This window comes from Cellulomonas sp. (genome assembly GCF_965229465.1).
GTDB lineage: Bacteria > Actinomycetota > Actinomycetes > Actinomycetales > Cellulomonadaceae > Cellulomonas.
The window spans coordinates 1,657,936-1,682,720 of sequence record NZ_OZ245882.1 but is presented as its reverse complement, the minus strand read 5'-3'; the positions used below and the strand labels follow the sequence as shown (position 1 = coordinate 1,682,720).

27 protein-coding genes are annotated in these 24,785 nt (G+C 73.3%); 15 read left to right on the top strand and 12 right to left on the bottom strand.

The genetic code is table 11. The annotated features are described in order from the left end of the window. Window positions 1-13 precede the first annotated feature (13 nt). Window positions 14-730 (top strand): DNA alkylation repair protein, encoded by a 717-nt coding sequence (locus tag ACO06A_RS08165; RefSeq protein WP_421735514.1) that lies wholly within the window; start codon window positions 14-16, stop codon window positions 728-730. On the opposite strand, the gene ACO06A_RS08160 is transcribed toward ACO06A_RS08165, so the two are convergent. After that, window positions 723-1,121, bottom strand: a complete 399-nt coding sequence (locus ACO06A_RS08160; RefSeq protein WP_421735513.1) for a VOC family protein — start codon at window positions 1,119-1,121, stop codon at window positions 723-725. The two genes, ACO06A_RS08165 and ACO06A_RS08160, sit on opposite strands and share 8 nt — an antisense overlap. 61 nt (window positions 1,122-1,182) lie before the next feature. Between ACO06A_RS08160 and ACO06A_RS08155 the strand changes: the two genes are divergently transcribed. Continuing rightward, window positions 1,183-2,139, top strand: a complete 957-nt coding sequence (locus tag ACO06A_RS08155; RefSeq protein WP_421735512.1) for a helix-turn-helix transcriptional regulator — start codon at window positions 1,183-1,185, stop codon at window positions 2,137-2,139. Window positions 2,140-2,149: 10 nt separating this feature from the next. Next, the gene (locus ACO06A_RS08150; RefSeq protein WP_421735511.1) at window positions 2,150-2,560 is read left to right on the top strand and encodes a DUF3224 domain-containing protein; all 411 of its coding nucleotides are present in this window, start codon (window positions 2,150-2,152) and stop codon (window positions 2,558-2,560) included. On the opposite strand, the gene ACO06A_RS08145 is transcribed toward ACO06A_RS08150, so the two are convergent. Together ACO06A_RS08145 and ACO06A_RS08140 are read right to left on the bottom strand one after the other, a co-directional pair. Beyond that, window positions 2,545-3,090, bottom strand: a complete 546-nt coding sequence (locus ACO06A_RS08145) for an SRPBCC family protein (protein ID WP_421735510.1) — start codon at window positions 3,088-3,090, stop codon at window positions 2,545-2,547. The genes ACO06A_RS08150 and ACO06A_RS08145 overlap by 16 nt on opposite strands. 54 nt (window positions 3,091-3,144) lie before the next feature. Further along, window positions 3,145-3,555, bottom strand: a complete 411-nt coding sequence (locus ACO06A_RS08140) for a DUF6855 family protein (RefSeq protein ID WP_421735509.1) — start codon at window positions 3,553-3,555, stop codon at window positions 3,145-3,147. 89 nt (window positions 3,556-3,644) lie between these two features. Between ACO06A_RS08140 and ACO06A_RS08135 the strand changes: the two genes are divergently transcribed. Together ACO06A_RS08135 and ACO06A_RS08130 are read left to right on the top strand one after the other, a co-directional pair. Next, the gene (locus ACO06A_RS08135; protein ID WP_421735508.1) at window positions 3,645-4,172 is read left to right on the top strand and encodes a hypothetical protein; all 528 of its coding nucleotides are present in this window, start codon (window positions 3,645-3,647) and stop codon (window positions 4,170-4,172) included. A 189-nt stretch (window positions 4,173-4,361) separates the two neighbouring features. Continuing rightward, on the top strand, window positions 4,362-6,254 hold the full coding sequence (locus ACO06A_RS08130) for an adenylyl cyclase (protein ID WP_421735507.1): 1,893 nt from the start codon (window positions 4,362-4,364) through the stop codon (window positions 6,252-6,254). Between the two features lie 46 nt (window positions 6,255-6,300). Here the strand turns inward: ACO06A_RS08130 and ACO06A_RS08125 are convergent, their stop codons facing one another. From ACO06A_RS08125 to ACO06A_RS08110, 4 genes are read right to left on the bottom strand one after another with little or no spacing between them, the layout of a single operon-like run. Continuing rightward, window positions 6,301-6,924 (bottom strand): TetR/AcrR family transcriptional regulator, encoded by a 624-nt coding sequence (locus ACO06A_RS08125; protein ID WP_421735506.1) that lies wholly within the window; start codon window positions 6,922-6,924, stop codon window positions 6,301-6,303. Beyond that, window positions 6,921-7,412 carry a hypothetical protein gene (locus ACO06A_RS08120; RefSeq protein WP_421735505.1) on the bottom strand — a complete coding sequence of 164 codons (492 nt, stop codon included), beginning with the start codon at window positions 7,410-7,412 and terminating at the stop codon, window positions 6,921-6,923. The genes ACO06A_RS08125 and ACO06A_RS08120 overlap by 4 nt, the downstream gene beginning before the upstream one ends. Further along, window positions 7,409-7,840 (bottom strand): organic hydroperoxide resistance protein, encoded by a 432-nt coding sequence (locus tag ACO06A_RS08115; protein ID WP_421735504.1) that lies wholly within the window; start codon window positions 7,838-7,840, stop codon window positions 7,409-7,411. Before ACO06A_RS08115 ends, ACO06A_RS08120 begins: the two co-directional genes overlap by 4 nt. A 37-nt stretch (window positions 7,841-7,877) precedes the next feature. After that, complete coding sequence (locus ACO06A_RS08110) at window positions 7,878-8,312, bottom strand: hypothetical protein (protein WP_421735503.1); 435 nt, start codon at window positions 8,310-8,312, stop codon at window positions 7,878-7,880. 126 nt (window positions 8,313-8,438) lie between these two features. Between ACO06A_RS08110 and ACO06A_RS08105 the strand changes: the two genes are divergently transcribed. From ACO06A_RS08105 to ACO06A_RS08090, 4 genes are read left to right on the top strand one after another with little or no spacing between them, the layout of a single operon-like run. Next, window positions 8,439-8,870, top strand: coding sequence for a YciI family protein (locus ACO06A_RS08105; protein WP_421735502.1), 432 nt, complete (start codon window positions 8,439-8,441; stop codon window positions 8,868-8,870). After that, entirely contained in the window at window positions 8,870-10,114 is a 1,245-nt protein-coding gene (locus ACO06A_RS08100) for an RNA polymerase sigma factor (protein ID WP_421735501.1), read from the top strand. The genes ACO06A_RS08105 and ACO06A_RS08100 overlap by 1 nt, the downstream gene beginning before the upstream one ends. Window positions 10,115-10,126: 12 nt before the next feature. Next, window positions 10,127-11,395, top strand: coding sequence for an MFS transporter (locus ACO06A_RS08095; RefSeq protein ID WP_421735500.1), 1,269 nt, complete (start codon window positions 10,127-10,129; stop codon window positions 11,393-11,395). A 22-nt stretch (window positions 11,396-11,417) separates the two neighbouring features. Next, on the top strand, window positions 11,418-12,059 hold the full coding sequence (locus tag ACO06A_RS08090) for a GNAT family N-acetyltransferase (protein WP_421735499.1): 642 nt from the start codon (window positions 11,418-11,420) through the stop codon (window positions 12,057-12,059). On the opposite strand, the gene ACO06A_RS08085 is transcribed toward ACO06A_RS08090, so the two are convergent. The 3 genes from ACO06A_RS08085 to ACO06A_RS08075 form a co-directional block, all read right to left on the bottom strand. Continuing rightward, the gene (locus ACO06A_RS08085) at window positions 12,043-13,239 is read right to left on the bottom strand and encodes an RNA polymerase sigma factor (RefSeq protein WP_421735498.1); all 1,197 of its coding nucleotides are present in this window, start codon (window positions 13,237-13,239) and stop codon (window positions 12,043-12,045) included. The two genes, ACO06A_RS08090 and ACO06A_RS08085, sit on opposite strands and share 17 nt — an antisense overlap. Then, a complete protein-coding gene (locus ACO06A_RS08080; RefSeq protein ID WP_421735497.1) occupies window positions 13,236-13,580 on the bottom strand; it encodes a YciI family protein in 345 nt (114 codons plus the stop codon). The genes ACO06A_RS08085 and ACO06A_RS08080 overlap by 4 nt, the downstream gene beginning before the upstream one ends. A gap of 81 nt (window positions 13,581-13,661) precedes the next feature. Beyond that, the gene (locus ACO06A_RS08075; protein WP_421735496.1) at window positions 13,662-14,498 is read right to left on the bottom strand and encodes an aldo/keto reductase; all 837 of its coding nucleotides are present in this window, start codon (window positions 14,496-14,498) and stop codon (window positions 13,662-13,664) included. 84 nt (window positions 14,499-14,582) lie between these two features. Between ACO06A_RS08075 and ACO06A_RS08070 the strand changes: the two genes are divergently transcribed. Together ACO06A_RS08070 and ACO06A_RS08065 are read left to right on the top strand one after the other, a co-directional pair. Next, window positions 14,583-15,500 (top strand): SDR family oxidoreductase, encoded by a 918-nt coding sequence (locus tag ACO06A_RS08070; RefSeq protein WP_421735495.1) that lies wholly within the window; start codon window positions 14,583-14,585, stop codon window positions 15,498-15,500. Further along, window positions 15,497-16,018, top strand: coding sequence for a TetR/AcrR family transcriptional regulator (locus ACO06A_RS08065; RefSeq protein WP_421735494.1), 522 nt, complete (start codon window positions 15,497-15,499; stop codon window positions 16,016-16,018). Before ACO06A_RS08070 ends, ACO06A_RS08065 begins: the two co-directional genes overlap by 4 nt. Here the strand turns inward: ACO06A_RS08065 and ACO06A_RS08060 are convergent. Together ACO06A_RS08060 and ACO06A_RS08055 are read right to left on the bottom strand one after the other, a co-directional pair. Next, a complete protein-coding gene (locus ACO06A_RS08060) occupies window positions 15,999-16,427 on the bottom strand; it encodes an SRPBCC family protein (RefSeq protein ID WP_421735493.1) in 429 nt (142 codons plus the stop codon). The two genes, ACO06A_RS08065 and ACO06A_RS08060, sit on opposite strands and share 20 nt — an antisense overlap. A gap of 9 nt (window positions 16,428-16,436) precedes the next feature. Next, window positions 16,437-17,309 carry a helix-turn-helix domain-containing protein gene (locus tag ACO06A_RS08055; RefSeq protein ID WP_421735492.1) on the bottom strand — a complete coding sequence of 291 codons (873 nt, stop codon included), beginning with the start codon at window positions 17,307-17,309 and terminating at the stop codon, window positions 16,437-16,439. Between the two features lie 91 nt (window positions 17,310-17,400). Here ACO06A_RS08055 and ACO06A_RS08050 point away from each other — a divergent pair, with 91 nt between their 5' ends. From ACO06A_RS08050 to ACO06A_RS08035, 4 genes are all read left to right on the top strand, one after another. After that, on the top strand, window positions 17,401-18,714 hold the full coding sequence (locus ACO06A_RS08050) for an FAD-binding oxidoreductase (RefSeq protein WP_421735491.1): 1,314 nt from the start codon (window positions 17,401-17,403) through the stop codon (window positions 18,712-18,714). A 147-nt stretch (window positions 18,715-18,861) separates the two neighbouring features. Then, window positions 18,862-20,838, top strand: a complete 1,977-nt coding sequence (locus tag ACO06A_RS08045) for a penicillin-binding transpeptidase domain-containing protein (RefSeq protein ID WP_421735490.1) — start codon at window positions 18,862-18,864, stop codon at window positions 20,836-20,838. 51 nt (window positions 20,839-20,889) lie between these two features. Then, window positions 20,890-22,272: a 3' terminal RNA ribose 2'-O-methyltransferase Hen1 gene (locus tag ACO06A_RS08040; RefSeq protein ID WP_421735489.1), complete on the top strand. Its 1,383-nt coding sequence runs from the start codon at window positions 20,890-20,892 to the stop codon at window positions 22,270-22,272. Beyond that, entirely contained in the window at window positions 22,269-24,785 is a 2,517-nt protein-coding gene (locus ACO06A_RS08035) for a polynucleotide kinase-phosphatase (RefSeq protein WP_421735488.1), read from the top strand. Before ACO06A_RS08040 ends, ACO06A_RS08035 begins: the two co-directional genes overlap by 4 nt.

The following is a 24,785-nucleotide window of genomic DNA, read 5'->3' as shown; positions in this document are numbered from 1 at the left end:
TGAGCACCGCCGGATGAGCACCGCCGTCGACCGCCTTCTCGCGATGGCGGACCCCGAGCGGGCGGCCGGGATGGCACGGTTCTTCAAGAGCGGGCCGGGGGAGTACGGCGAGGGCGACCGGTTCCTCGGGCTGACCGTGCCGCAGGTGACGGTGGTCGCCAGGGCGAGCCTGGGCCTGCCGGTGGCGTCGCTGGAGGAGCTGCTCGCCGACGAGCGGCACGAGGTGCGGCTGCTGGCGCTGAAGATCATGGCGCTCGAGTGCGCCGCGAAGCGGACCTCGTCGGAGCGTCGGCGCGAGCTGCTCGACCTGTACCTGCGGCGCACCGACCGCGTGAACAACTGGGACCTGGTCGACGCCAGCGCGCCGGACGTGCTCGGCCGCGCGGTGCTGGCCGGCCTGCCGACCGACGTGCTCTACCGCCTGGCGGCCTCGGACCTCCTGTGGGAGCGACGCATCGCGATCGTCGGGACGTTCCCCCTGATCCGTGCCGGGTCGCTGGACGACACGTTCGCGCTGGCCGCGCTGCTGGAGGCGGACCGGCACGACCTCATGCACAAGGCGATCGGGTGGATGCTGCGCGAGGCGGGCAAGAAGGACGAGGGGCGGCTCCTTGCCTACCTCGACGAGCACGCCGCGACGATGCCGCGAACCACTCTGCGGTACTCCCTGGAGCGGCTGGATCCCGAGGGGCGCGCGCACTACATGCAGGCGAAGCAGCGGATCAGCTGACGATCTCCAGCCAGTGCGGGTTGGTCATGATGCCGATGAGGTTGCCGAACGGGTCGACCACGGAGGCGGTGGTGAAGCCCTCGCCGCGCTCGCGGATGCCCTCGTGCTCGGTGGCGCCGAGGGCGATCAGGCGGGCGAGGGTGCCCTCGAGGTCGTCGACGTGCCACGAGACCACCGCGCCGCTCGGGCCGCCCCCGCCCGGGACGTAGCTGCGGTCGATGATCCCGAGCTCGTCGAGGTGGTCGCCGATCCGGAACTCGACGTACCCGTCGCGGGCGAAGTACGGCTCGAAGCCGAACAGCTCGGTGTACCAGGTGCGGGCGGCGTCGAGGTCGTCGGCGAAGAAGGAGACGTTGGCCAGGCCACGGAAGGTGTTCTCGTGTGTGTTCATGTCTCCACTCTCCGCGCCTAAGTGCTCACCTTCTGAGCACTTTCTGACCCATCCTTGAGGCATGCGCGCAGACCGGTTGGTGGCCACCCTCCTGCTGATGCAGGCGCGCGGCCGGGTGACCGCCGCCGAGGTCGCCGACGAGCTCGAGGTGTCGGTCGCGACAGCCCGGCGTGACCTCGAGGCACTCTCTGCGGCAGGCATCCCGGTCTACCCGCAATCGGGACGCGGCGGCGGCTGGTCGCTCGTCGGGGGCGCACGGACCGACCTCACCGGGCTGACCGCGCCCGAGGCGCAGGCGCTGTTCCTGCTGCTCGGGTCGTCCTCCGACCGGTCGGCCGAGGCCACGTCGGCCCTCCGCAAGCTGGTCCGGGCGCTGCCGGCGACGTTCCGGGCGGAGGCCGAGGCGGCCGGGCGTGCGGTGCTGGTGGACCCGGTCGGGTGGGGCTCGCCGGCCCGGGCGCGGCAGCCGTGGGTGGAGGAGCTCCAGGGGGCGGTCGTGCGCCGGCGGCAGGTGACGCTCGCGTACCGCGGCCGTGGCGGCGAGTCCGAGCGGATCGTCGACCCGTGGGCGCTCGTCGACAAGGGTGAGCGCTGGTACCTCGTGGCCGGGACGCCCGCGGGCCGGCGCACGTTCCGGCTGGACCGGATCGTGCAGCTGGTGGTCGAGGACACCCCGGCCGCGCGGCCCGACGACCTCGACGTGGCCGGGATCTGGGAGTCGGTGGTCGACGAGATGGAGGAGCGGCGCTCCCGCGTGACCGCGACCGTCCTGACCACCCCGTTCGTCGGGCGCGTGGTCCAGGACCGGTTCGGCCGGCACGCCGCAGTCGTCGGGACCGAGGCCGACGGTCGGGTCAGGCTCGAGGTGGGGTCGCACACCGCCCGGTCCGTCGCGGAGCAGCTCGCGGGGTTCGGGTCGGCGGTCGAGGTGGTCGGGCCGGACGTCGTGCGCGCGGAGCTGGCGGCCCTCGGTGCCGAGCTGACCGGCATGTACGGCGGTGTCAGCGGTCCCCGCTAGCGTCCCGACCATGATCACCGAGGGAACGTTCACGGTCAGCGGGTTCACCGCGGTGCCGGTGGCGCCGGACGCAGCGCCGGTCAGCACGGCGCTCGCGGTGGGGGTCGCGACGATGGTCAAGCAGTACTCCGGCGACGTCGAGGGGCGCTCGACCACCCTGTTCACGTCGGCGTTCGACCCGGAGCGCGGCGTCGGCACGTACGTCGCGATGGAGTCGTTCGAGGGGAGCCTCGACGGGCGGACCGGCACGTTCAACTTCGTCCACGTGGCGTCGACCCACGGGACGGACGCGTACGACCAGCACTTCGCCATCGTCGCGTCGAGCGGGACGGGCGAGCTCACGGGCATCACCGGCGGCGGTGCCCTGGAGATCGACGCCGACGGCACGCACCGGATGCGGTTCGACTACACGCTGGACTGAGCGCGGTGCTCCGCGGCCGCGAGGCGCGCGAACGTGAGGAGCTGCTTGCGCATCATCACGAGGTCGCCCCACGCCAGCAGCCACGTACCCACCGACCCCACCCGGCCGGTGGGTTGCGGGGTGCGGAGCACGGCCACGAGCCGGCTGCGCGACGGACCTGCCGCCAGGACCGCGTAGGTGACGGCGACGTCCCCGAACAGCCGACTGCCGGAGCGGTTCATCCGCACGGTCAGATGCTCGTCGGGGACGAACGAGACGAGCGTGAAGATCCGCGAGAACGTCTGACCCACCTCCAGGTCCCACGTCCAGGGCAGCGGCCTGCGCGGGCTGCGGCGGCCGCCGTTGTCGATCCAGTCGTAGCTGTAGGGCGCGACGCGGAACTGGCACAGCCACCGGTAGACCACGTCAGGCGGCGCCGCGACGTCCACGCCGCGGAACAGCCGCCGCGCGGGAGCCGGGACCAGGGCGTCGCACGGGTAGGAGCCGTCCTGCTCGGCCGCGGTCACGCCCCACGCCGTGGCGATCGTCATGGCAGTCACGCTAGGGGGAGCCCGACGCGGGCGCCCGGACCTCTCAGCGGGCCCTCAGCCCGGCAGGCCGCGGACCGTGTTGTTGCGGGCGTCGTGGGTCAGCTCCGCCAGGCCGAGGGCCTCGAGGAGCGGGGGCAGGTACATGCCGAACCGGCCGCGGTAGCCCTTGCGCAGCCCGTACCAGCCGCCGACAGGGTTGGACTCGTCGCGACCCCACGCCTCGACGGTCCCGGGCGCGGCCGGCTTCAGCTCGTCCGCGGCGCCGAGCGGTACCGGGTCGCCCTGGGCCAGGAGCCACGCGTGCAGGTCCTCGACCGCGCTGAGGTGGTACTTCAGCGTCGTCGAGCCCACCTGGCAGACGAGCGCGGGCGGGTCGGCGGACTCGTCCCGGTACATCGTGTAGGCCGACGAGCCGGGAGCCGTGGTGAGCTGCCAGGGGTCGTCCTTGGTTCCCGTGCCGGCCATCGGGCTCTCCCTCGAGCGTCGCGAGTCGTGTCGGTCCACTATCGACCCGGGCCCGCTACGCTCGCGACCGTCATCGACCGGGGGGCTGGATGAGCGGGCTGGCAGAAGGGCTGGTGGGCGCGACGGTGGACGAGTCCTGGTACGTGGTCGTCGCGACGATCGGTCCGCTCGTGGCGGCCTTCGGCGCGATCGGTGCGCTGATCGTCGGGATCCTGACGGTGCGGCAGCGCACGGGCGCCGACTCCCGGGCCCAGTGGTGGGCGCGCGTGCAGTGGGCCGTGGACCTGTCGTTCTCGCCGGAGGAGAGCAAGCGGGCGGTGGGGTTCGACGCGCTGGTGCTGCTGGCGTCGTCCCCGCTGGCGGGTCCCGACGACGAGGCGTTCCTGGCAGGCCTGTCGCTCGACGTGCTGGACGCCGCCGCGGAGCGGGGGGCCGGCGACGATGCGGACTTCGTGCCCGCCGCCGACGACCTGACCCCGGTGCGACCGTCCACCGCGCGGCCGGTCGTCCCGGTCTCACGGTCCGAGGTGGCGGCTGCGCGGCTGCGCGTGGTCACCGACCGCGGGCGCGGCCGGACCACCCCGTCGTGGATCGCCCGGCTGGCCCAGACGGGCTGACCAGCGGGAACGTCACCCGATCGGGGAAACACTTACCGACCTGTCAGGGTTGACACGAGTCACTAACTGAGTACCTTTTGTCCTGGCCAGCAGCAGATTGTCTGGTCCGCGGTGCCAACGGCGGTGCCTCCTCTCGCGTGCGGGGGTCCGTCCTGCGACGTGCCCTGTGCCGAGAAAGGTCACCCCTCCATGCTCCTTCGTAGGCGTCTGCATGCTGAGAGCCCGGCGGATCCCCGCCGCCGACGGACCGCGACGGTGCTGGCCACCGCGCTCGCCGTCGCCCTGGTCCCCCTGATCTCCTCCCCCGCCCAGGCGGCCCCCCCGGTCGACCTCGGCCCGAACACGATCGTGTTCGACCCGAGCCAGCCGATCGCCGAGATCCAGGCGACCGTCGACGCCATCGCCGCGCAGCAGGTCCCGGCGCAGTTCGGCGACGGGCGTTACGCCCTGCTGTTCAAGCCCGGCACCTACGGCACCCCGGAGCAGCCGCTGCGCTTCCAGGTGGGCTACTTCACCGAGGTGGCCGGCCTCGGGCAGGACCCCGGCGACGTCGTCATCAACGGCGCCATCGAGGTCTACAACCAGTGCTTCCCGACGCCCGAGGGCGCCCCCACGGACTGCACCGCGCTGGTGAACTTCTGGCGTTCGCTGTCCAACCTGAGCATCCACTACGCCCCGGGCACCGCGGACGGCTGCCGCAGCTCCGCCAACTTCTGGGCCGTCTCGCAGGCCGCCCCGATGCGCCGCGTGAGCGTGACCGGCGCCAACGTCAGCCTGATGGACTACTGCACGGCCGGCCCGCAGTACGCGTCCGGCGGGTTCATCGCCGACTCGGCGCTCCCGTTCGTGGTCAGCGGCAGCCAGCAGCAGTTCCTGGTCCGCAACGGCTCGGTGGCCGGCTGGAGCAACAGCGTCTGGAACCAGGTGTTCGCCGGCGTCCAGGGCGCTCCCGCCTCGGACTTCAGTCCGGTGGTCGGCGAGCCCAAGTACACGACGCTCGACACCACGCCGGCCTCCAAGGAGAAGCCGTACCTCTACGTGGACGACGCCGGGAAGTACAACGTCTTCGTCCCGTCGGCGCAGAAGGACTCGGCCGGCGCCAGCTGGGCCGCGGGCAGCACGGCCGGGCGCTCGCTGCCGCTGAGCAAGTTCTTCGTCGCCAAGCCCGGTGACTCCGCCGGCAAGATCAACCAGGCGCTGGCGGCGGGCAAGAACGTGCTGCTCACGCCCGGCGTCTACCACGTGAACAAGACGCTCAACGTGCTGTGGCCGAACCAGGTGGTGCTCGGCCTCGGCCTGGCGACGATCGTCCCCGACAAGGGCGTGGTGGCCATGCAGACGCTCGACGTCCCGGGCATCGACATCGCCGGCGTCATGTTCGACGCCGGCACGACGAACTCCCCGGCGCTCCTGGCGCTGGGCACCAAGATCTCTGCGCTGGACGGCAAGCACAAGCGGCCGCTGCTGAGCAGCGCGAGCAACCCGACCGCGGTGCAGGACGTGTTCTTCCGGATCGGCGGCGAGCACGTCGGCAAGGCCACGCAGAGCCTGGTGGTCAACACCAACCAGACGATCATCGACCACACGTGGGCGTGGCGGGCCGACCACGGCACGGGCGTCGGCTGGACGGTCAACACGGCCGACACCGGCGTGCTGGTCAACGGCAACGACGTGACCGCGACCGGCCTGTTCTCCGAGCACTACCAGAAGTACAACGTCGTCTGGAACGGCGAGCGCGGCAAGACGATCATGTTCCAGAACGAGCTGCCGTACGACGCTCCCGACCAGGCGTCCTGGCAGCACGACGGCGTGAACGGCTGGGCCGCCTACAAGGTGGGCGACAAGGTCAAGGTGCACGAGGGCTGGGGCATGGGCGCGTACATCTACACCAACGTGAACCCGACCCTGCACCTCAGCCGGGCGTACGAGGTGCCGGTCACGCCGGGCGTGAAGCTGCACCACGTGCTGACGGTCTCGCTGAACGCGGCGGGCACCATCGACCACGTGGTCAACGACACGGGCGACCCCGTGACGCCGACCTTCGCGGGCCCGAGCACGGTGGTGGAGTGGCCGGTCCCCTGACCGGTGGATGACGAGGGGCCCGGCCGGGTGGTCGGGCCCTTCGTCGTCAGGTGCGCAGGACGGCTCGGCCCGCGCGGTGGAGCGCCCGGCCGACGTCTGCCGGCTCGACCCCCGCGCCGGTGGCCATGGCCCCGTCGCGCAGCATGACGAGCTGCACCGCGACGGAGCGGGGCTCGGCCAGGCCCAGCTCAGCGACCAGCTCCTCCGCCACGTCCCGGAGCCACTGACGGTGCCGCTCGGCCACGGCACGGACCGGGTGCGCCACGTCGGGGTACTCCGCGGCCGCGTTGAGGAACGGGCACCCGCGGAACGCGGCCCCGCACACCTGGGCCGCGAGCTGGTCGGCGTAGGCCGCCAGGACCGCCGTCGGGTCACCGACGTGCTCCGCGCGCCAGGACACGACCGCGTGCCGCTCCGCCGCGGCGACCGTCTCCAGGTAGGCCTCGACGAGGTGGTCCTTCGTCGGGAAGTGCCGGTAGAAGGTCACCTTGGTCACGCCGGCCTCGGCCATCACGGCGTCGGCGCTGACCGCGCGGATCCCCTCGAGGTAGAACCGGGGCGCCGCCGTCTCGAGGATGCGGCGGGCGACCTCGGACTGTCCGCCGTCGCGGGTGGGCCGCCCGACCACGGGAGCGTGCAGGCCCGGGACGTCGACGAGGGTCTCCCTCACTGTGCCGCCTGGGCAGCGCGCAGCGAGCGCCACGCGCCGGTGGACCACAGGGCCCAGAGCACCAGCACAGGCTGCCCGAGCAGGCGCACGGCGCGGGCCGTGTCGGACTCGAGCCCGAAGGCGTCCGTCCGGGTGACCAGCTGGGAGATGTTGCCGGGGAAGATCGCCACGAAGAAGCCGGCGGCGATCCACCCGACGGCCGCACGCCGACGTCCCGGCGCGGCGAGCAGGGCCACCCCGAGCGCGATCTCCACCACGCCGGACGCGAGCACGACCGCGTCCGGGTCGGCCGGGAACCACGTGGGCACCTGGGCCTGGAACTCCTCGCGCGCGACCGTCAGGTGCGAGGTCCCCGCGAGGGCGAGGGTCGCGCCGAGCCACACGCGCCCGACCGTCCGGAGCACGCCGCTGCGCCGGCTCGGCGGGTCCGCGACGACGTCGCCGCGAAGCACCGTGGCGAGCGCGCGCGCCGTGCGTCCGAGGTTCATGCGGCGTCCGTGGTCGTCGTCAGGCGGACGGCGATGTTGCCCCGCGTGGCGTTGGAGTAGGGGCAGACCTCGTGCGCGCGGGCCACGAGCCGCTCGGCCGTGGCCTGGTCGAGCCCGGAGATCTCGGTGTGCAGGGCCGCCTCGATGGTGAAGCCGCCCGTGTCGGTGGTCACCAGGCCGATCTCCGCGACGACCGCCGAGTCGGCGAGCGGGGTCTTCTCCGCGGACGCGACCGTCTTGAGGGCCGAGTGGAAGCACGACGCCCAGCCGGCGGCGAAGAGCTGCTCCGGGTTGGTGCCGCCGCCACGACCGCCGAGGGCGGCGGGGACGGCGAGCGTGAGGTCGAGGGTCCCGTCGTCACTGACGGCACGCCCTCCGGCACGCCCCTCCCCGGTCGCGGTGGCGATGGCGGTGTAGAGAGCGGCCACGAGAGATCTCCTTGGTAGACGAACTAGTACACCTACCTTAGCCCTCATCGTCTGGGAGGGAGATGCCGAAGATCTTGCGACGCGGTACCCCGAGGGTGTCGGCCCCGGGTTCGGGGCCTGGGAAGTCGCCGGCGCGGGGCGGCCCGACCCACAGCCGCCACCATCCCTCGGCGTCGTGGAACGCCTGCCCGGGGGTCTCCAGCCGCGCCCGGCCGGCGGCGGCCAGCTGTGCGCGCACGGCCTCCTCGTGCGACGGCGGCACGAACCCCACGACGTGGTTGCGGCACACGACGACGATGCGCCTACCGCCCTCGGACTCGAGCGTCAGCTCGACGTGGACCGGCGCGTGCGAGGCGCGCTCCGCAGGACCCAGGGCGCCCACGAACCCGGTCTGGAGCGCCACCGCCTCGCCGGCGACGAACCCGTCACCGACGTCCGCCAGAACTGCACCTCGACGCACGAAGAGCTTCACCGGACCAGCCTCCCACGCGAGCTCGTCGCCACCCCTGTCGAAGAACGCCCCGCCCGTTCGACGTCCATGGTGAAGGCCCGTCCCCGGCACTAGCGTCGAGGAGGCCACCGAGCGGAGGAGAGCACCATGAAGGTCCTGGTCATGATCAAGGGCGACGGCGCCGACGAGGACAAGATCGCTCCCACGGACGAGATGTTCCGGGTGATGAACGTCTACAACGAGCAGCTGGTGAACGCCGGGATCATGCTCGCCGGCGAGGGACTCCAGCCCAGCAGGGCCGGCGCCAAGGTGGTCTGGGACACCAGCGGCGAGGTCTCGGTGGTCGACGGCCCGTTCGCGGAGGCCAAGGAGATCATCGCCGGCTACTGGATCTGGCAGGTGAGCTCGCTGGACGAGGCGGTCGAGTGGGCCAAGCGGTGCCCGTCCACGCAGGGCCTGCGGTCGGTGCTGGAGATCCGGCCGTTCTTCGAGATGGAGGACTTCGCGCAGGTGGTCTCGTCGGAGGTGCTGGAGCGGGAGCAGGCGATCGTCGACCGGTTGAAGGCCCAGCAGGGCTGATGGGCGACGCGCGGCGGACGGTCGAGGTCATCTGGCGGATCGAGTCGCCGCGGCTCATCGCCTCGCTCACCCGCCTGGTCCGGGACGTCGGGCTCGCCGAGGAGCTGGCGCAGGACGCGTTCGTGGCCGCGCTGGAGCAGTGGCCGGTCACGGGCGTCCCGGACTCGCCCGGCGCGTGGCTGAGGGTCACGGCGCGGCACCGGGCGATCGACCTGGTCCGCCGGGAGCAGAACCGCGACGCCAAGTACGCGCTCCTCGCACACTCGTCGGTCGACGCGGCCGCCGCGGACCGGATCGTCGACGAGCCCATCGGTGACGACCTGCTCTCGCTGGTGTTCCTCACCTGCCACCCGGTGCTGCCGCGGGAGTCGCGGATCGCGCTCACGCTCCGGCTGTTCGGTGGCCTGACCACCGACGAGATCGCCCGGGCCTACCTCGTGCCGTCGCCGACGATCGGCCAAAGGATCTCCCGCGCGAAGCGCACGCTCGCGGAGGCCCAGGTGCCGTTCGAGGTGCCGCAGGCTGACGCACTCCCGGCGCGGGTGGGCTCGGTGCTCGAGGTGGTCTACCTGATCTTCACGGAGGGCCACTCGTCCACCAGCGGCGACCGGTGGGTGCGCCGGGACCTGGCCGACGAGGCGATGCGCCTGGGCCGGGTGCTCGCCGGGCTCCTCCCGCGCGAGCCGGAGGTGCACGGGCTGGTCGCCCTGATGGAGCTCCAGGCCTCCCGCTTCGACGCCCGCGGCGACGGCGTCCTGCTCCAGGACCAGGACCGCCGGCGGTGGGACCGGACGCTCATCGAGCACGGCCTCGGGGCCCTCGACCGGTCGATCTCGCTGCGCCGACCGCTCGGTCCGTACACGGTGCAGGCGGCGATCGCGGCGTGCCACAGCCGCGCGCGGTCGTTCGAGGAGACCGACTGGGAGGCGATCGTGGCCCTCTACGACGCGCTGGCGCAGCTGGCACCGTCGCCGGTGGTCGACCTGAACCGGGCGGTCGCGGTGCTGTACGCGGACGGACCGCAGGCGGCCCTCGACGCGCTCGACGCCCTGCACGCCGACCCGCGGCTGGCGCGGTACCACCTGTACGGGGCGGTCCGCGGGGACGTGCTGCTCCGGCTCGGGCGGGCCGACGAGGCGGCCGACGAGCTGGAGCGGGCGGCCGCGCTGGCCCCGACGCAGCGTGAACGGAGCCTGCTGATGGAGCGAGCGGCCGCGGCCGGGCACGATGTCGGAGGCGGCTGACAGCATGGGGACATGACCGAACCGACGCGGACGGACGTGGAGGTCCCCGCGCCCGAGCCGCCCGGCTGGCGCCGGGACGTGACGATCTTCCTGTCCGGCCAGACGGTCTCGCTGTTCGGCTCGATGCTCGTCCAGTACGCCGTGATGTGGCACCTGACCCTGGAGACCAAGTCCGGCGGGGTCATGGCCATGTACGCGGTGTTCGGGTTCCTGCCGCAGGCGGTCCTCTCGATCTTCGGCGGCGTGTGGGCGGACCGGCTGGACCGCAAGAAGCTGATCATCGGCGCGGACGCCACGATCGCGGTCGTCACGCTGGCGCTCGCGATGTTCATGGCGGCCGGGGCCACCGACCTCTGGCTGATCTTCGTGGCGATCGCCATCAGGTCGGCCGGCGCCGGGATCCAGATGCCCGCGGTCGCCGCGCTGCTGCCGCAGATCGTGCCGGCGGACAAGCTCATGCGCGTCAACGGCATCAACGGGACCATCCAGTCGGCCATGATGCTCGTCGCGCCGGCGGCCGCGGCCGCGGTCTACGCGAGCTTGTCGATCGTCGCCGTGTTCTACATCGACGTGGTCACGGCCGTGATCGGGATCGGCCTGCTTCTGCTGGTCACGGTCCCGCGGCTGGTGCGGTCGGCGGAGACCGAGCACCTGGGCTACTTCGACGACCTGGTCGGCGGAGTCAGGTACGTCGTCTCGCACGCGTTCGTCCGCTGGGTGCTCGTCCTGTACGCCGTCGTGTTCGTGCTCATCGTGGCGCCCTCGTTCCTCACGCCGCTGATGATCGTGCGGACCTTCGGCGACGAGGTGTGGAAGCTGACCGCCAACGAGCTCGCGTTCAGCATCGGCATGGTGCTCGGCGGCGCGGCGGTGGCCGCCTGGGCAGGGACGTGGAACCGGGTCCGGATGATCCTGGGCTCCACGCTGCTGTTCGGCGGCATCTCCGTCGGGCTCGGCCTGTCCACCAACCTCTGGGTGTTCTTCGGGTTCATGTTCCTGCTCGGGCTGTCCGTGCCGGCGTTCTCCACGCCCTCGTTCACGGTGCTGCAGGAGACCGTGGAACCGGAGATGCAGGGGCGGGTGTTCGGGTTCGTCGGCATCGTCATGGCCGTGTCGATGCCGTTCGGCATGGCGGTGTTCGGGCCGCTCGCGGACCGGTTCTCGGTGGAGTCACTGCTGATCTGGGCGGGGATCGCGCTGCTGCTCGTGGTCGCGCTGGCGCTGGTGGTCCCGGGCGGGCGCCGGGCGATCCGCGAGGCGAACGCGCACGCCGAGGCGTGAGGACGTCGGGCACGATGGCCGCATGATCGCGCCCTTCACCCTGACCGGCCGGCACGTCCAGCTCGAGCCGCTCGCCCCCGCGCACGTCGACGCGCTGGCCGTGGCCGCCGCCGAGGAACGTGGCAGCTACGGGTTCACGTGGGTGCCCGACGGCCTCGACGAGACCCGGACCTACGTCGAGGCCGCCCTCGAGCACGCCGGCGGGGGCCGCTCGGTCCCGTTCGCGGTGCGCCGGCTGTCGGACGGGGCGCTCGTCGGCAGCACCCGGTTCCTCGACCTCGAGGTGTTCGAGAACCCGGCGCCGTGGCCTCCGGGCATCGGCGTCGGCGGTGCGCCGAGCGACGAGAATCCCCCGTCCGTCGCCGAGATCGGGAGCACCTGGTACGCGGCGTCGGCGCAGCGCACCGCGGTGAACACCGAGACCAAGCTGCTGCTGCTCACGCACGCGTTCGAGTCGTGGAAGTCCCTGCGCGTGACCCTGAAGACCGACGCGCGCAACGCGGCCTCACGCGCGGCGATCGAGCGGATCGGCGGGGCGTTCGAGGGGGTCCGCCGCGTCCACACGGTGGCCACCGACGGCGGTCTGCGGGACACGGCGTACTTCTCGATCGTCGCCGCGGAGTGGTTCGCCGTCCGCGCGGGACTGGTCAGCCGGCTGGGCTGAGCGCGTCCCGGCTGCGGGTGAGGAACTCACGCTCCGCGTCGTTGGCGGTCAGGGCGAGCGCGGCGTCGTAGGCGGCCGCCGCTTCCGTCGGCCGGTCGAGGCGGCGCAGGAGATCGGCGCGGACCGCGTGGAACAGGTAGAAGCGCTCCAGCGGCAGCACGTCCACCAGGGCCAGCCCGGCCGCGGGCCCCTCCAGCTCCGCGACGGCGACCGCGCGGTTGAGCGCGACCACCGGGCTGGGCGCGACGGACATCAGCTGGTCGTACAGGAGCACGATCTGCCGCCAGTCGGTTCCCGCCGGCTCGCTGTGCACCGCCTGCATCGCCGCCTGGAGCTGGTACGGACCGAGGTGGTCGCGCCGCAGGCACCGACGCACGAGCTCACGCCCCTCGTCGAGCTGCCCGTCGTCCCAGAGCGAGCGGTCCTGGTCGCGCAGGAGCACCAGCCCGCCCGCCGCGGAGACGCGGGCGTCCCGGCGGGCGTCCGTGAGGAGCATGAGGGCGAGCAGGCCGAGCGCCTCGGGCTCGTCGGGCATGAGCTCGACCAGGACGCGGCCCAGCCGGATCGCCTCCGCGCACAGGTCGTCGCGGGTGAGGGCGGCCGAGCCGGTGGTGAACACCAGGTAGACCACCGCCAGCACGGCCCGGAGCCGGTCGGGCAGGTCGGCGTCCCGGGGCACCCGGTAGGGGATGCGGGCGTCGCGGATCTTGCCCTTGGCGCGCACCAGCCGCTGCGCCATCGTCGGCTCCGGCACCAGGAACGCCCGGGCGATCTCCTCGGTGGTCAGCCCGCCGAGCAGGCGCAGGGTGAGCGCCACCTGCGCCTCGACGGACAGCGCCGGGTGGCAGCACGTGAACACGAGCCGGAGCCGGTCGTCGCGCACGGGCCCCACCTCCACCGGTTCCTCGCGCTCGTGCAGCAGGGCCGCCTGCGCGTGCCGGTCGTCGCGGGACGCCTCGCGGCGCAGCCGGTCGATCGCCTTGCGCTTGGCCGTGGTGATGATCCAGCCGGCCGGGCTGGGTGGGACGCCGTCCGCGGGCCAGCGCTGGACCGCGGCGACGAACGCGTCCTGCACCGCCTCCTCTGCGACGTCGAGGTCGCCGAACGACCGGGCGAGGACCGCGACCGCGCGGCCGTGCTCCGCGCGGAACACCCGCGCGATCGCGTCCTCGTCGGTCACTGGTAGCGGAACGGCCGCACCTCGATCGGCAGCCCCGTGGCGACGGCCAGCTTGCCGCCCCAGTCGAGGGCCGCGTCGAGGTCGTCGGCATCGATGATCGTGAAGCCGCCCAGGTGCTCCTTGGCCTCGACGAACGGGCCGTCGGTCGGGATCACGTCGCCGTCCTTGGCGCGCAGCACGGTCGCGGTGCTCGGGTCGTGCAGCCCGCCCGCGTAGACCCAGATCCCGGCGTCCTTCATGGCCTGGTCGACGTCGCCGACCGCCTTCATGATCGGCTCCAGGAACTCGGGGTCCGGCATGGGACCGGCGGGCTCCATCACGCTCAGCAGGTAGTGGCTCATCGCGTCCTCCTCGGTGTGCGGGCACCGGCCGTGCGCCGGCTGCTCACCGTCTGTACGAACGGTGAGCAGCCGGATCGACAGCTACGAAGGAACGTAGTCGAACGTGTCCGGGTCCGGGCCGGTGCGCTCGTCGCGGTTCAGCGCGGTGATGTCCGCGACGTCCAGGTCGGACAGCTCGAAGTCGAAGATCGCGAAGTTCTCCTCGATGCGGCTGCGGGTGACCGACTTGGGGAACACGATGTCGCCGCGCTGGAGGTGCCACCGCAGCGTGACCTGCGCGGGGGTCTTGCCCAGGGCCTCGGCGATCCGCACGATCGTCGGGTCGTCCAGCACCTTGCCCTGGGCGATCGGGCTCCACGCCTCGGTGGCGATGCCGTGCTCGGTCCCGTAGGCGCGCACCGCCTCCTGCGTGAGGTACGGGTGCACCTCGATCTGGTTCACGGCGGGGGTGATGGTGGCCTCCGCCCGCAGGCGGTTCAGGTGGTGCGGCTGGAAGTTGGAGACGCCGATCGACTTGGCGCGGCCGGACCGGTAGAAGTCCTCCATCGCCTTCCAGGTCTCGACGAAGTCGCTCACCGTCGCCAGGGGCCAGTGGATGAGGAACAGGTCCACGTAGTCCGTGCCGAGCGCCTCGAGCGTGAGGTCGAACGCGATCGCCGCGTCCCCGGGATCGTGCATGTCGTTGTTCAGCTTGCTGGTGAGGAAGACGTCCTTGCGGTCCAGGCCGGACGCGGCGACGGCGTCGCCGACGCCCTTCTCGTTGCCGTACATCTGCGCGGTGTCGATGTGGCGGTAGCCCACCTCGAAGGCCTGCAGGACTGCGTCCTTGGTCTCGGCGGGGTCGATCTGGAAGACGCCGAAGCCCAGCTGGGGGATCTGGACGCCGGTGTTCAGGGTGAGCAGAGGGACAGTGGTCATGCCTCCATTCGACCCCGCGCGCACCGGCGGCGCATGTTAAGGTCACCAACTAACCAGTTGGTTGTCGTCATCGAGGAGTCCACCGTGTACGTCGTCCCCGACCAGTCCGGCCGCACCGTCGTCGTCACCGGGGCCAACAGCGGCACCGGGCGGGAGGCCGCCGAGCGCCTGGCCGCCGCCGGCGCACACGTGGTGCTCGCCGTCCGCAACGCCGAGAAGGGCGAGAAGGCCCTCGCGGAGATCATCGCGGCCCACCCGGACGCCTCCGCGGAGGTGCGCCTGCTGGACCTCGCCTCCCTCGCCTCGGTGCGGACGTTCGCCGAGCAGCTCGGGCGCGACCTGCCGCACCTCGACACCCTGATCAACAACGCGGGCGTCATGGCCCCGCCCACCCGCTTCGAGACCGAGGACGGCTTCGAGCTCCAGCTGGGCACCAACTACCTCGGCCCGTTCGCGCTCACCAACCTCCTGCTGCCGCTCCTGCTCGCCGCCCCCGAGGGCCGCGTGACCACGATGAGCAGCGGCATGGCCAACGTGGGCCGGATCCGGTTCGACGACCTCCAGTGGACCCGTCGGCGCTACAGCCCCACGCGGTCGTACGCCCAGTCCAAGCTGGCCGACCTGCTGCTGTCCCGGCAGCTCGCACGCGTGTCGATGCAGCGTGGCTGGACCCTGCGCAGCAACGCCGCCCACCCGGGGTTCACGCAGACCAACCTCCAGACCGCCGGCGCCTCGCTCGGCCGCGACTCGGTGCACCGCTCGCCCATCGGCAACCTGCCGTTCGTCCCGTCGCAGCAGCCGGAGCAGGGCGCCGAGCCGATGCTGTTCGCGGCGGCCGACCCCCGCGCGGTCGAGGACGGCTACTACGGCCCGTCGGGCCGGTTCGGCATGGTCGGCCCCACCGGCCCGGCCCGCCTGAACCGCCGCATGCGCGACGACGACACCGCGGCGCGGCTCTGGGCTGTGGCGCAGGACCTGACCGGGACCGCCCTGCCCGCATGATGGCCGCCGACACCCCGCGCCGGATCCTCGACGCGGCCGCCGACGAGTTCGCCGAGCGCGGGCTGGCCGGCGCGCGCGTGGACCGGATCGCCGAGCGTGCCGGCGCCAACAAGCAGCGGATCTACGCCTACTTCACCAGCAAGGACCAGCTGTTCGACGCCGTGATCGAGGACCGGATCGAGCAGCTGCTGGACGCCGTGCCGTTCGACGCCGCCGACCTGCCCGGCTACGCCGTCCGCATCCTCGATTTCAACCTGGCGCACCCGTCGCTGGTGCGGCTGCTCCTGTGGCACAACCTCGAGCGGCCGGCGGTGCTGGCGCGGCTGCCGCAGTCGGTGGAGTCGCACGCGCGCAAGGTGGCGGCGCTGCGCGCGTCGCGGGGCGACGACGACTGGGCGGCGGACCGGCTGCTCGCCCAGGTGCTCGGGCTGGTGCACGGCGTGACGCTCGCCCCCGGACCGGACGTCGAGCAGACGCGGGCGGATCTGCACCGGGCGGTCAGCCTCCTCGTCGGCTGACGGCCTCGACCACCGCACGCAGGCGCTCGGGCTGGACGCCGTCCTCCTTGGCGATCGAGCGGCGGATGACCCCCGCGAGGAGTGTCAGGGGCCCGCGCACGACGATGTCGGCGACCAGGCGGAGGTCGGTGCCGACCGACGTGGGGGCGAGCGTGTAGGTGTACACGGCCGTCACCGGCCCGGAACGCGACAGCAGGGCGAGGCGGCGGGGCGCGTCCAGATCGTCGATGACGGCGGTCCGCTCCTTGCCGCGCACGGTGAACGTCACCGTCTCCCCTCGCGCCACCGGCCCGGCCATGGCGGAGACCCCGGGCATCCACTGCGGCGCCAGCGACCAGTCGGTGAGCGCCGCCCAGACCGCGTCGGGCGGGGCGGCGATGCTCGTGGTGGTGTCGATCGCGGTGGTCATGTCGCGACGCTAGGCGTCCGGGCCGCCGCGGTCTTGGACGGGATTGACCACCGGGGCGAACCCGGGCTCGGTGTGCGCGTCGCCGTAGACCGCCCGGTACGCCGCGAGGTACGCGGCCGGCGTCGTCCCCGTGTGCCGGCGGAAGTGCCGGATGAGGTGCGCCTGGTCGTACCAGCCGCGGTCGGCGGCCACCTGTCCCCAGCCGACCGGACGCCCGGTGTCCAGCGACGCCAGCAGGTCGCGCATCCGGGCCAGCCGCGCGAACGTGCCGGGGCTCAGCCCGACCACGCGCCGGAACCCGCGGTCCAGGTGGGCGTGCGACAGGTGCAGCGCGCGAGCGACGTCCGCGACCGGGCGACCCGGGTCCGCGACGAGGGCGTGCACCGCTGCCTCGACCGCGTCGGTGCAGTGGGGGAGCGCGCGCTCCCGCTCGACCACCGACTCCGTCAGCGCTGCCTCGACCGCGGCGATCATCGCGTCCGGGTCCTCGAGCCCGAGCAGCTGCCGACGCAGCGGCGCCCACGGCTCCGCGCCGACCAGCCGACCCCGCAGCGCTCGCGGGTCCACACCGAACGCGGTCGCGCACCCGATCGGCGTCGCGACCACACCCACGCACCACGTCTCGCCGAGGGGCCGGTTGAGCATCGGCTGGTCGTCGGGGCCGAGCAGGAACCCGGTCCGCGCCAGGTGCACGTCACCGGTCCCGTTGCGCGCCACCTGCGCGATCGGCGGACCGAGCACGAGGCCCAGGACGGCCGACCCCGTGGGCGCCACCCGCTCCGCCGGGGCACGCAGCCGTCCGCGGGCGTACCAGATGCTCGCCACGTAGCGCCCGAGGGCCCCGGTGGGCTCGTGGGTGACATAGGTGAACGAGTCGGTCACCCGGCGATCGTCCCGCAAAGGAGTGTCGGAGGGGGGTGCAAGGGTGGCAGCGTTCCCTTCCGACAGACCAACCACCTGCAAGGAGTCAGGTATGTCTCACCCACTCGCTCTCCGCGTCACCGGTCCCGTGCTCACCCCGGACCACGAAGACTTTGCCGACGAGATCGCCCCGCACAACCGCGCGATCGTCCACGCGCCCGACGTCGCCGTCGGAGCCGCGAGCACCCAGGACGTCGCGGAGACCGTGCGGTGGGCCGCCGAGCAGGGTGTCCCCGTCCACGTGCTGGCCACGGGCCACGGCGCCACCACGCCCGTGACCTCGGGCGTGCTGCTCACCACGCGCCGGCTCGGGGGAGTCGACGTCGATCCGGACGCCCGGGTCGCGACGATCGGCGCCGGTGCGCGCTGGTCCGACGTCGTCCCCGTCGCCGACGCCCACGGCCTGACGCCGATCGCGGGCTCGTCGGCCAACGTCGGGGTGGTCGGCTACCTGCTCGGCGGTGGGCTCGGTCCGTTCGCCCGCAGCCACGGGTACAGCTCCGACCTGCTCGAGTCCCTCACGGTCGTCACGGGGACGGGTGAGGTGGTCGAGGCATCGGCCGACGAGCACCCGGACCTGTTCTGGGCGCTCCGGGGCGGCAAGGTCGGCCTCGGCGTGGTGACGCAGGTGCGCCTGCGGCTGGTCGAGATGCCCGAGCTCTACGCCGGCACGCTGTTCTTCGGCGCGGAGCACATCGACACCGCCCTGCGCGGCTGGCTGGCGTGGACCTCGACCGCGGACCCCGCGACGACCACCAGCGCGGCCATCGTGCGCTTCCCGCCGCTGGAGGTGATCCCCCCGTTCCTGCGCGGCCGCACCGTCCTGCTGCTGCGCGTGGCCCGCCCGGGTGACGAGGCCGCTGGTAAGGCTGCCGCCGCTCCCTTACGTGCTCTCGCGCCGGCGTTCCTGGACACGGTCGACGTGCTGCCCGCGGCGCGTGCGGCGGAGATCCACAACGACCCGGGACAGCCGGGTCCGGGCTGGGTGCGCGGGATGCTGCTCGACCGCACCGACGACGCGTTCGCCACCGCGTGGCTCGGGCGGGTGGGCGCCGACGCGTCGACCCCGTTCATGGCCGCCGAGCTGCGGCACGTCGCCGGCGCCACCGGGGTCGACGTACCCGGCGGGTCGGCCGTGTCCGGCCGCGGGTCGGCGTTCGTCGTGTCGGTCGCGAGCGGCAACCCGAGCCTGTTCGCCGAGCTGCCGGCCGCGGCCGACGCGCTCGCAGACGCGTTGGCCCCGTGGGCGTCCACCGAGGTCAACCCGAACTTCTGCGGCACCGGGACGGCCGTCTGGGCCCCGGCGACGGCCGACCGGCTGACGCAGGTGCGGAAGACCTACGACCCGGCGGGGGTGTTCGCGTGACCCCGTCTGGGGAGGAGTCGTGAAGGCTGCACCGTTCCCGCCCGCGGGGTCACCCGGTGGTGACACGCTCTCGGGGCGCCGTGCGGGCGGGTGAGCCTGGCGTGCAGCAGCAGCAAGCGGCGCGATGCCGCGCGACGAGGGGACAGCATGTCGTTCGCAGGTGAACGCGCAGTGGCCGGCCGGCGGCTCGTGGGCGGAGGGATCGCCCTGGTGCTCGCGGCGGTGGGCCTGACCGGCTGCTCGCCCGAGCCGCCCGACCCGACGAGCGCGACCGAGGCGCTCGCTGCCGCGCTGACGTCCGGCGACTTCACCAAGGCCCCCTTCGCCGGCGGTGCTGCCGACGTCACCGCGGCGACCGCGGCCCGCACCAGCGCCTACGAGGGCCTCGCCCCGTGGCAGCCCACCGTGACGGTCGTGTCGACGGCGGTGGACGAGAAGGACGAGGACGTCGCCACGACGACGCTCGGGTACACGTGGGACGTCGACGAGAGCGACGCCGACTGGACGTACGAGACGCACGCCAGGCTGACGCGGGACGACGAGGACGTCTGGCACGTCACGTGGTCGCCCGCCCTGCTCGCGCCGGACCTCGCGGCGGGCGAGGTGCTCAGCGTCGAGCGGACGCGTGCCGACCGCGCCAACGTGCTGGGCGCCGGCGGGGCGGTCATCGTCGAGCCCAGGCGCGTCCACCGCGTCGGGATCGACAAGACGAAGATCGCGGCCCCCGAGCAGGAGGCGGCGGCGCGCGAGCTGGGTCGACAGCTGGGCATCGACAGCGACTCGTACGCCGCCAAGGTCCTCGGTGCGGGGGAGAAGGCGTTCGTCGAGGCGATCACCATCCGCGACGGCGACCCCGGCTACGACCTCACCGCGCTGGTCGGGCTGCCCGGCGTGATCGAGGTGCCGGACACGTTGCCCCTCGCCCCCACGCGCCAGTTCGCCCGGCCGATCCTCGGCACCGTCGGACCGGCGACCGCCGAGATCATCGAGAAGTCGGACGGCGCCGTGTCCCCCGGGGACCTCGCGGGGCTCTCCGGGCTCCAGCGCCAGTACGACGCCCAGCTGCGCGGCCTCCCCGGACTGACCATCACCGCCGCGCAGGCCGACGGCGCCGCCCCGCGCCAGCTGTACGACGTCGCGCCCACCCCCGGCACCCCGCTCACCACGACCCTCGACGTGCGGTTGCAGGAGGCGGCGGAGTCCATCGTCGCCACGGTGGGGCCGGCCAACGCGATCGTCGCCATCCGCCCGTCGACCGGCGAGGTGCTCGCCGCGGCCAGCGGGGTGGGCGGCGAGGGCATGTCGACCGCCACGCTCGGGCAGTTCGCCCCCGGCTCCACGTTCAAGGTGGTCAGCGCCCTCGCCCTGCTGCGGTCGGGGCTCACGGCGGACAGCGACACCAGCTGCCCGGCCACGGTGACCGTCGACGGACGCACGTTCTCCAACTTCCCCGAGTACCCCACGGACAAGCTCGGCACCATCCCGCTGCGCACCGCCTTCGCCAACTCCTGCAACACGGCGTTCATCTCGGCGCGCGAGCAGGCGACCCAGGACGCGCTCATCGACGCCGCCGGATCGCTCGGGCTGGACCCGAACGCGTCCCTCGGCTTCGCGGCGTTCCTCGGGGACGTCCCCGCCGACTCGGACGGCACGGACCACGCCGCCTCGATGATCGGGCAGGGCCGGGTGCTCGCCTCGCCGCTCGGCATGGCGACGGTCGCCGCCTCGGTGGCGAAGGGGTCGACCGTGGTGCCCCAGATCGTCGTCCCGGTCGAGGGTGCCGCGGCGCCGGAGGCGGACGACGAGACCGCGACCGACGGGTCGACCGAGACCGCCCGCCCGGCTGTCCCGCTCACCGCCGACGAGGCCGCCACGCTGAAGCAGCTGATGCGCGGCGTGGTGACCGACGGCGGTGCGGCGTTCCTCCAGGACGTCCCCGGCGACGAGGTGGCGGCCAAGACCGGCACCGCGCAGTTCGGCGAGGCCGGCAACCTGGAGAACCACGTGTGGATGATCGCCATCCAGGGGGACCTCGCGGTCGCGGTGTTCGTCGACGTGGGTGAGTACGGGTCGACCACGGCCGGACCGCTGCTGGAGCAGTTCCTGCGGGCGGCGCAGGGGTGACGGTCGAGTAATCCGCAGGTCAGGGGACCCCGGCGCCGTCACAATGGCCCGGTGTTCCTCACCCTGACGTCGACGGCCGACCCCGCGAGCGACCTGGGCTTCCTCCTGCACAAGCACCCCGACCGCGTGCAGGCGTTCGACCTGTCCGTGGGCACGGCGCACGTGTTCTACCCCGAGGCGTCCGACGAGCGCTGCACGGTGGCGCTGCTGCTCGAGGTCGACCCGGTGGAGCTGGCGCGCGGCAACCGGTTCGGCGACGGGTTCGCGCTCGGCGCCTACGTCAACGACCGGCCCTACGCGGCGAGCTCGCTGCTGGCGGTCGCGCTGGGACGCGTGTTCCGGTCGGCGATGGCCGGCACCTGCGCGGCGCGGCCGGACCTCGTCGGCGTCCCGCTGCCGCTGGAGATCCACGTGCCGGCGGTCCCGGACGACGGCGACCTCGCCCTCGTCGCGAGGCTGTTCGAGCCGCTCGGGTGGCAGGTCTCGGCCGGCGTCGGTCCGCTCGATCCCGCCGTGCCCGCGTGGGGCGACTCGCCGTATGCCGACGTGCGCCTGACCGGGACGTTCACCGTGGCGGACGCGCTGCGGCACCTGTACGTGCTGCTCCCCGCGCTGGACGGCGGCAAGCACTACTGGGTGGGACCCGACGAGGTCGACAAGCTGGTGCGCAGCGCGGGCGAGTGGCTGGGCGACCACCCGGAGCGCGACTGGATCCTGCGCCGGTCGCTGGCACACCGGCGGGAGTACGTGGCGGACGCGGTGGAGCGGCTGGGGGTGCCCGCCCTGCCCGATGAGCCGGCTGTGCCGGAGGTGCCGGAAGCGCGCCCGCTGTCCGAGGTCCGGCGTGAGGTCGTCCTCGCCGAGCTGCGCTCGGCCCGTGCGGCGTCCGTCGTCGACCTGGGGTGCGGCGAGGGCGCGCTGCTGCGCGAGCTGCTGGCGGACCCGTCGTTCACGCGCGTGGTCGGCGCCGACGTGTCGCACCGGGCGCTGCGCCGCGCGGCCGAGCGGCTGGGCCTCGACCGGATGCCCGACACCGTCCGCGCGCGCCTCACGCTGCTCCAGTCGTCGGTGACGTACCGGGACGCGCGGCTGGCCGGCGCCGACGCGGTGGTGCTCATGGAGGTCGTCGAGCACGTGGACGCGGACCGGCTGCCGTCGCTGGAGCGCACCGTGTTCGGGGACGCCCGCCCGCGGACCGTCATCGTCACCACCCCGAACGAGGAGTTCAACGTGCGCTACCCGACTTTGCACTCGGGGACGATGCGCCACACGGACCACCGGTTCGAGTGGACGCGCGCGCAGGGCGAGGCGTGGGCGGCAGGGGTGTGCGCGGCGTACGGGTACACGTTCCGCGCGGGTGCGGTCGGCGACGTCGACCCCGAGGTGGGGCCGCCGACACAGCTGCTGGTCTTCACGCTCGGAGCGGCGGCATGACCGCGCTGGAGATCCCGGAGCTGTCGCTGGTGGTGCTGGTCGGCGCGTCCGGGTCCGGGAAGTCGACCTTCGCACGCGAGCGGTTCGGGCAGTACGAGGTGGTGTCCAGCGACGCCTGCCGAGCCATGGTGTCCGACGACGAGACCGACCAGGACGCCACCAAGGACGCGTTCGAGGTGCTGGGGTTCGTCGTCGGCAAGCGTCTGGACCGCGGCCGGCTGACGGTCGTCGACGCCACGAACGCGCAGCGCGACGCCCGCAAGCACGTGGTCGAGCTGGCCCGCGCGCACGACGTGCTGCCGGTCGCGATCGTGCTGGACCTGCCGGTGGACGAGTGCCTGGAGCGCAACCGCGGCCGGGGCGGCAGAGCGCTGCCGGAGCGCGTGGTGAAGCGCCAGCACGACCTGGTGCGCCGCGCGGTCGGCGGCCTGGCCCGTGAGGGGTTCCGGCAGGTGCACGTGCTGCGCACGGTCGAGGAGGTCGAGTCCGCGACGATCACGCGCACCCGCCTGCACACCGACCGGCGCGACGAGCACGGCCCCTTCGACGTCATCGGCGACGTGCACGGCTGCCGGTCCGAGCTGGAGACGCTGCTGGAGCGGCTCGGGTACGCGCTGGTGCGCGACGACGCCGGGCGGCCGGTCGACGCCGTGCACCCGGAGGGTCGGAAGGTCGTCTTCCTCGGTGACCTGGTCGACCGCGGCCCGGACACCCCCGGCGTGCTCCGGCTGGCCATGGGGATGACCGCCGCGGGCCACGCGCTCGCCGTGCCGGGCAACCACGAGCACAAGCTGGTGCGCGCGCTGGGCGGCCGGAACGTGCAGGTCAGCCACGGGCTGGAGACGTCGCTGGCGCAGCTCGCGGCCGAGGGCGAGGAGTTCTCCAGCCAGGTCCGCGCGTGGGCGGACGGGCTGGTCTCGCACCTGGTGCTCGACGACGGGCGGCTCGTCGTCGCCCATGCCGGGCTCAAGGAGGCGTACCACGGGCGGGCGTCGGGACGCGTGCGCAGCTTCGCCCTGTACGGGGACACCACGGGGGAGACCGACGAGTTCGGGCTGCCGGTGCGCTACCCGTGGGCCGACGAGTACCGGGGCCGCGCCATGGTGCTCTACGGGCACACGCCGACCCCGGTCCCGCAGTGGGTCAACAACACGATGTGCCTGGACACCGGCGTCGTGTTCGGGGGGCACCTGACCGCGCTGCGATACCCGACCAAGGAGCTCGTCCAGGTGCCGGCCGAGCAGGTCTGGTACGAGCCGGCGCGGCCGTTCCTGGTGCCTGAGCAGACCCGCCCGGACGACGTGCTCGACATCGAGGACGTGCTCGGGCGGCGGTCGGTGGAGACCCGGCACCACGGGCGCGTCACGATCGACGAGGAGGACGCGGTCGCCGCGCTCGAGGTGATGAGCCGGTTCGCGCTGCACCCGCGGTGGGTTCCGTACCTGCCGCCGACGATGGCGCCGGTGGCGACCTCCCCGCTGCCCGGCGTGCTGGAGCACCCCGCGGAGGCGTTCTCGGCCTTCGCCGCCTCGGGCGTCACGCGGGTGATCTGCGAGGAGAAGCACATGGGCTCGCGGGCGACCGTGCTGGTGTGCCGGGACGGGTTCCGCTGGTCCGGTGCTCCGGACGGCGAGACCGGGGCGGTGTGGACGAGGACCGGGCGGGCGTTCTTCGACCGGCCGCTGACGGAGGTGTTCCTGGCGGGGGTCCGCGCCGCGGTCACACGCGCCGGGCTCTGGGAGGAGCTCGGCACCGACTGGCTGCTCCTGGACGCCGAGCTGCTGCCCTGGTCGCTCAAGGCCGGGCCGCTGCTGCGCGAGCAGTACGCGGCGACCGGCGCGGCCGCGCGGGCGATGCTGCCGTCGGCGGTGTCCTCGCTCGAGGCCGCCGCCGGCCGCGGCCTGGAGATCGGCGACCTGCTCGCGCGGACCCGGCGGCGGGTGGAGGACGCCGACCTCTTCGTCGACGCCTACCGCCGCTACGTCTGGCCGACCGAGGGACTCGAGGGCGTCCAGCTGGCGCCGTTCCAGGTGCTGGCGGCCGAGGGCGCCACGTTCCACGACCGCGACCACGGCTGGCACCTGTCCGTCATCGACCGGCTGGTCGACGCCGACCCGGTGCTGCTTCGTCGGACCGCCCGGCTGGAGGTCGACGTGCACCAGTCCCAGCCCGGCATCGACTGGTGGGAGGAGCTCACCGCGGCCGGTGGCGAGGGGATGGTGGTCAAGCCGTTCGCCAACCTGGTGCACGGACGGCGCGGGCTGGTGCAGCCGGGCCTGAAGGTCCGGGGGCGCGAGTACCTGCGGATCATCTACGGCCCGGAGTACACGCAGCACCTGGACCGGCTGAAGGTCCGCTCGCTCGGGCGCAAGCGCGCGCTGGCGCTGCGGGAGTACGCGCTCGGGCTGGAGTCGCTGGACCGGCTGGTCGCCGGCGAGCCCCTGTGGCGGGTGCACGAGCCGGTGTTCGCGGTGCTGGCCCTGGAGTCCGAACCGGTGGACCCGCGGCTGTGA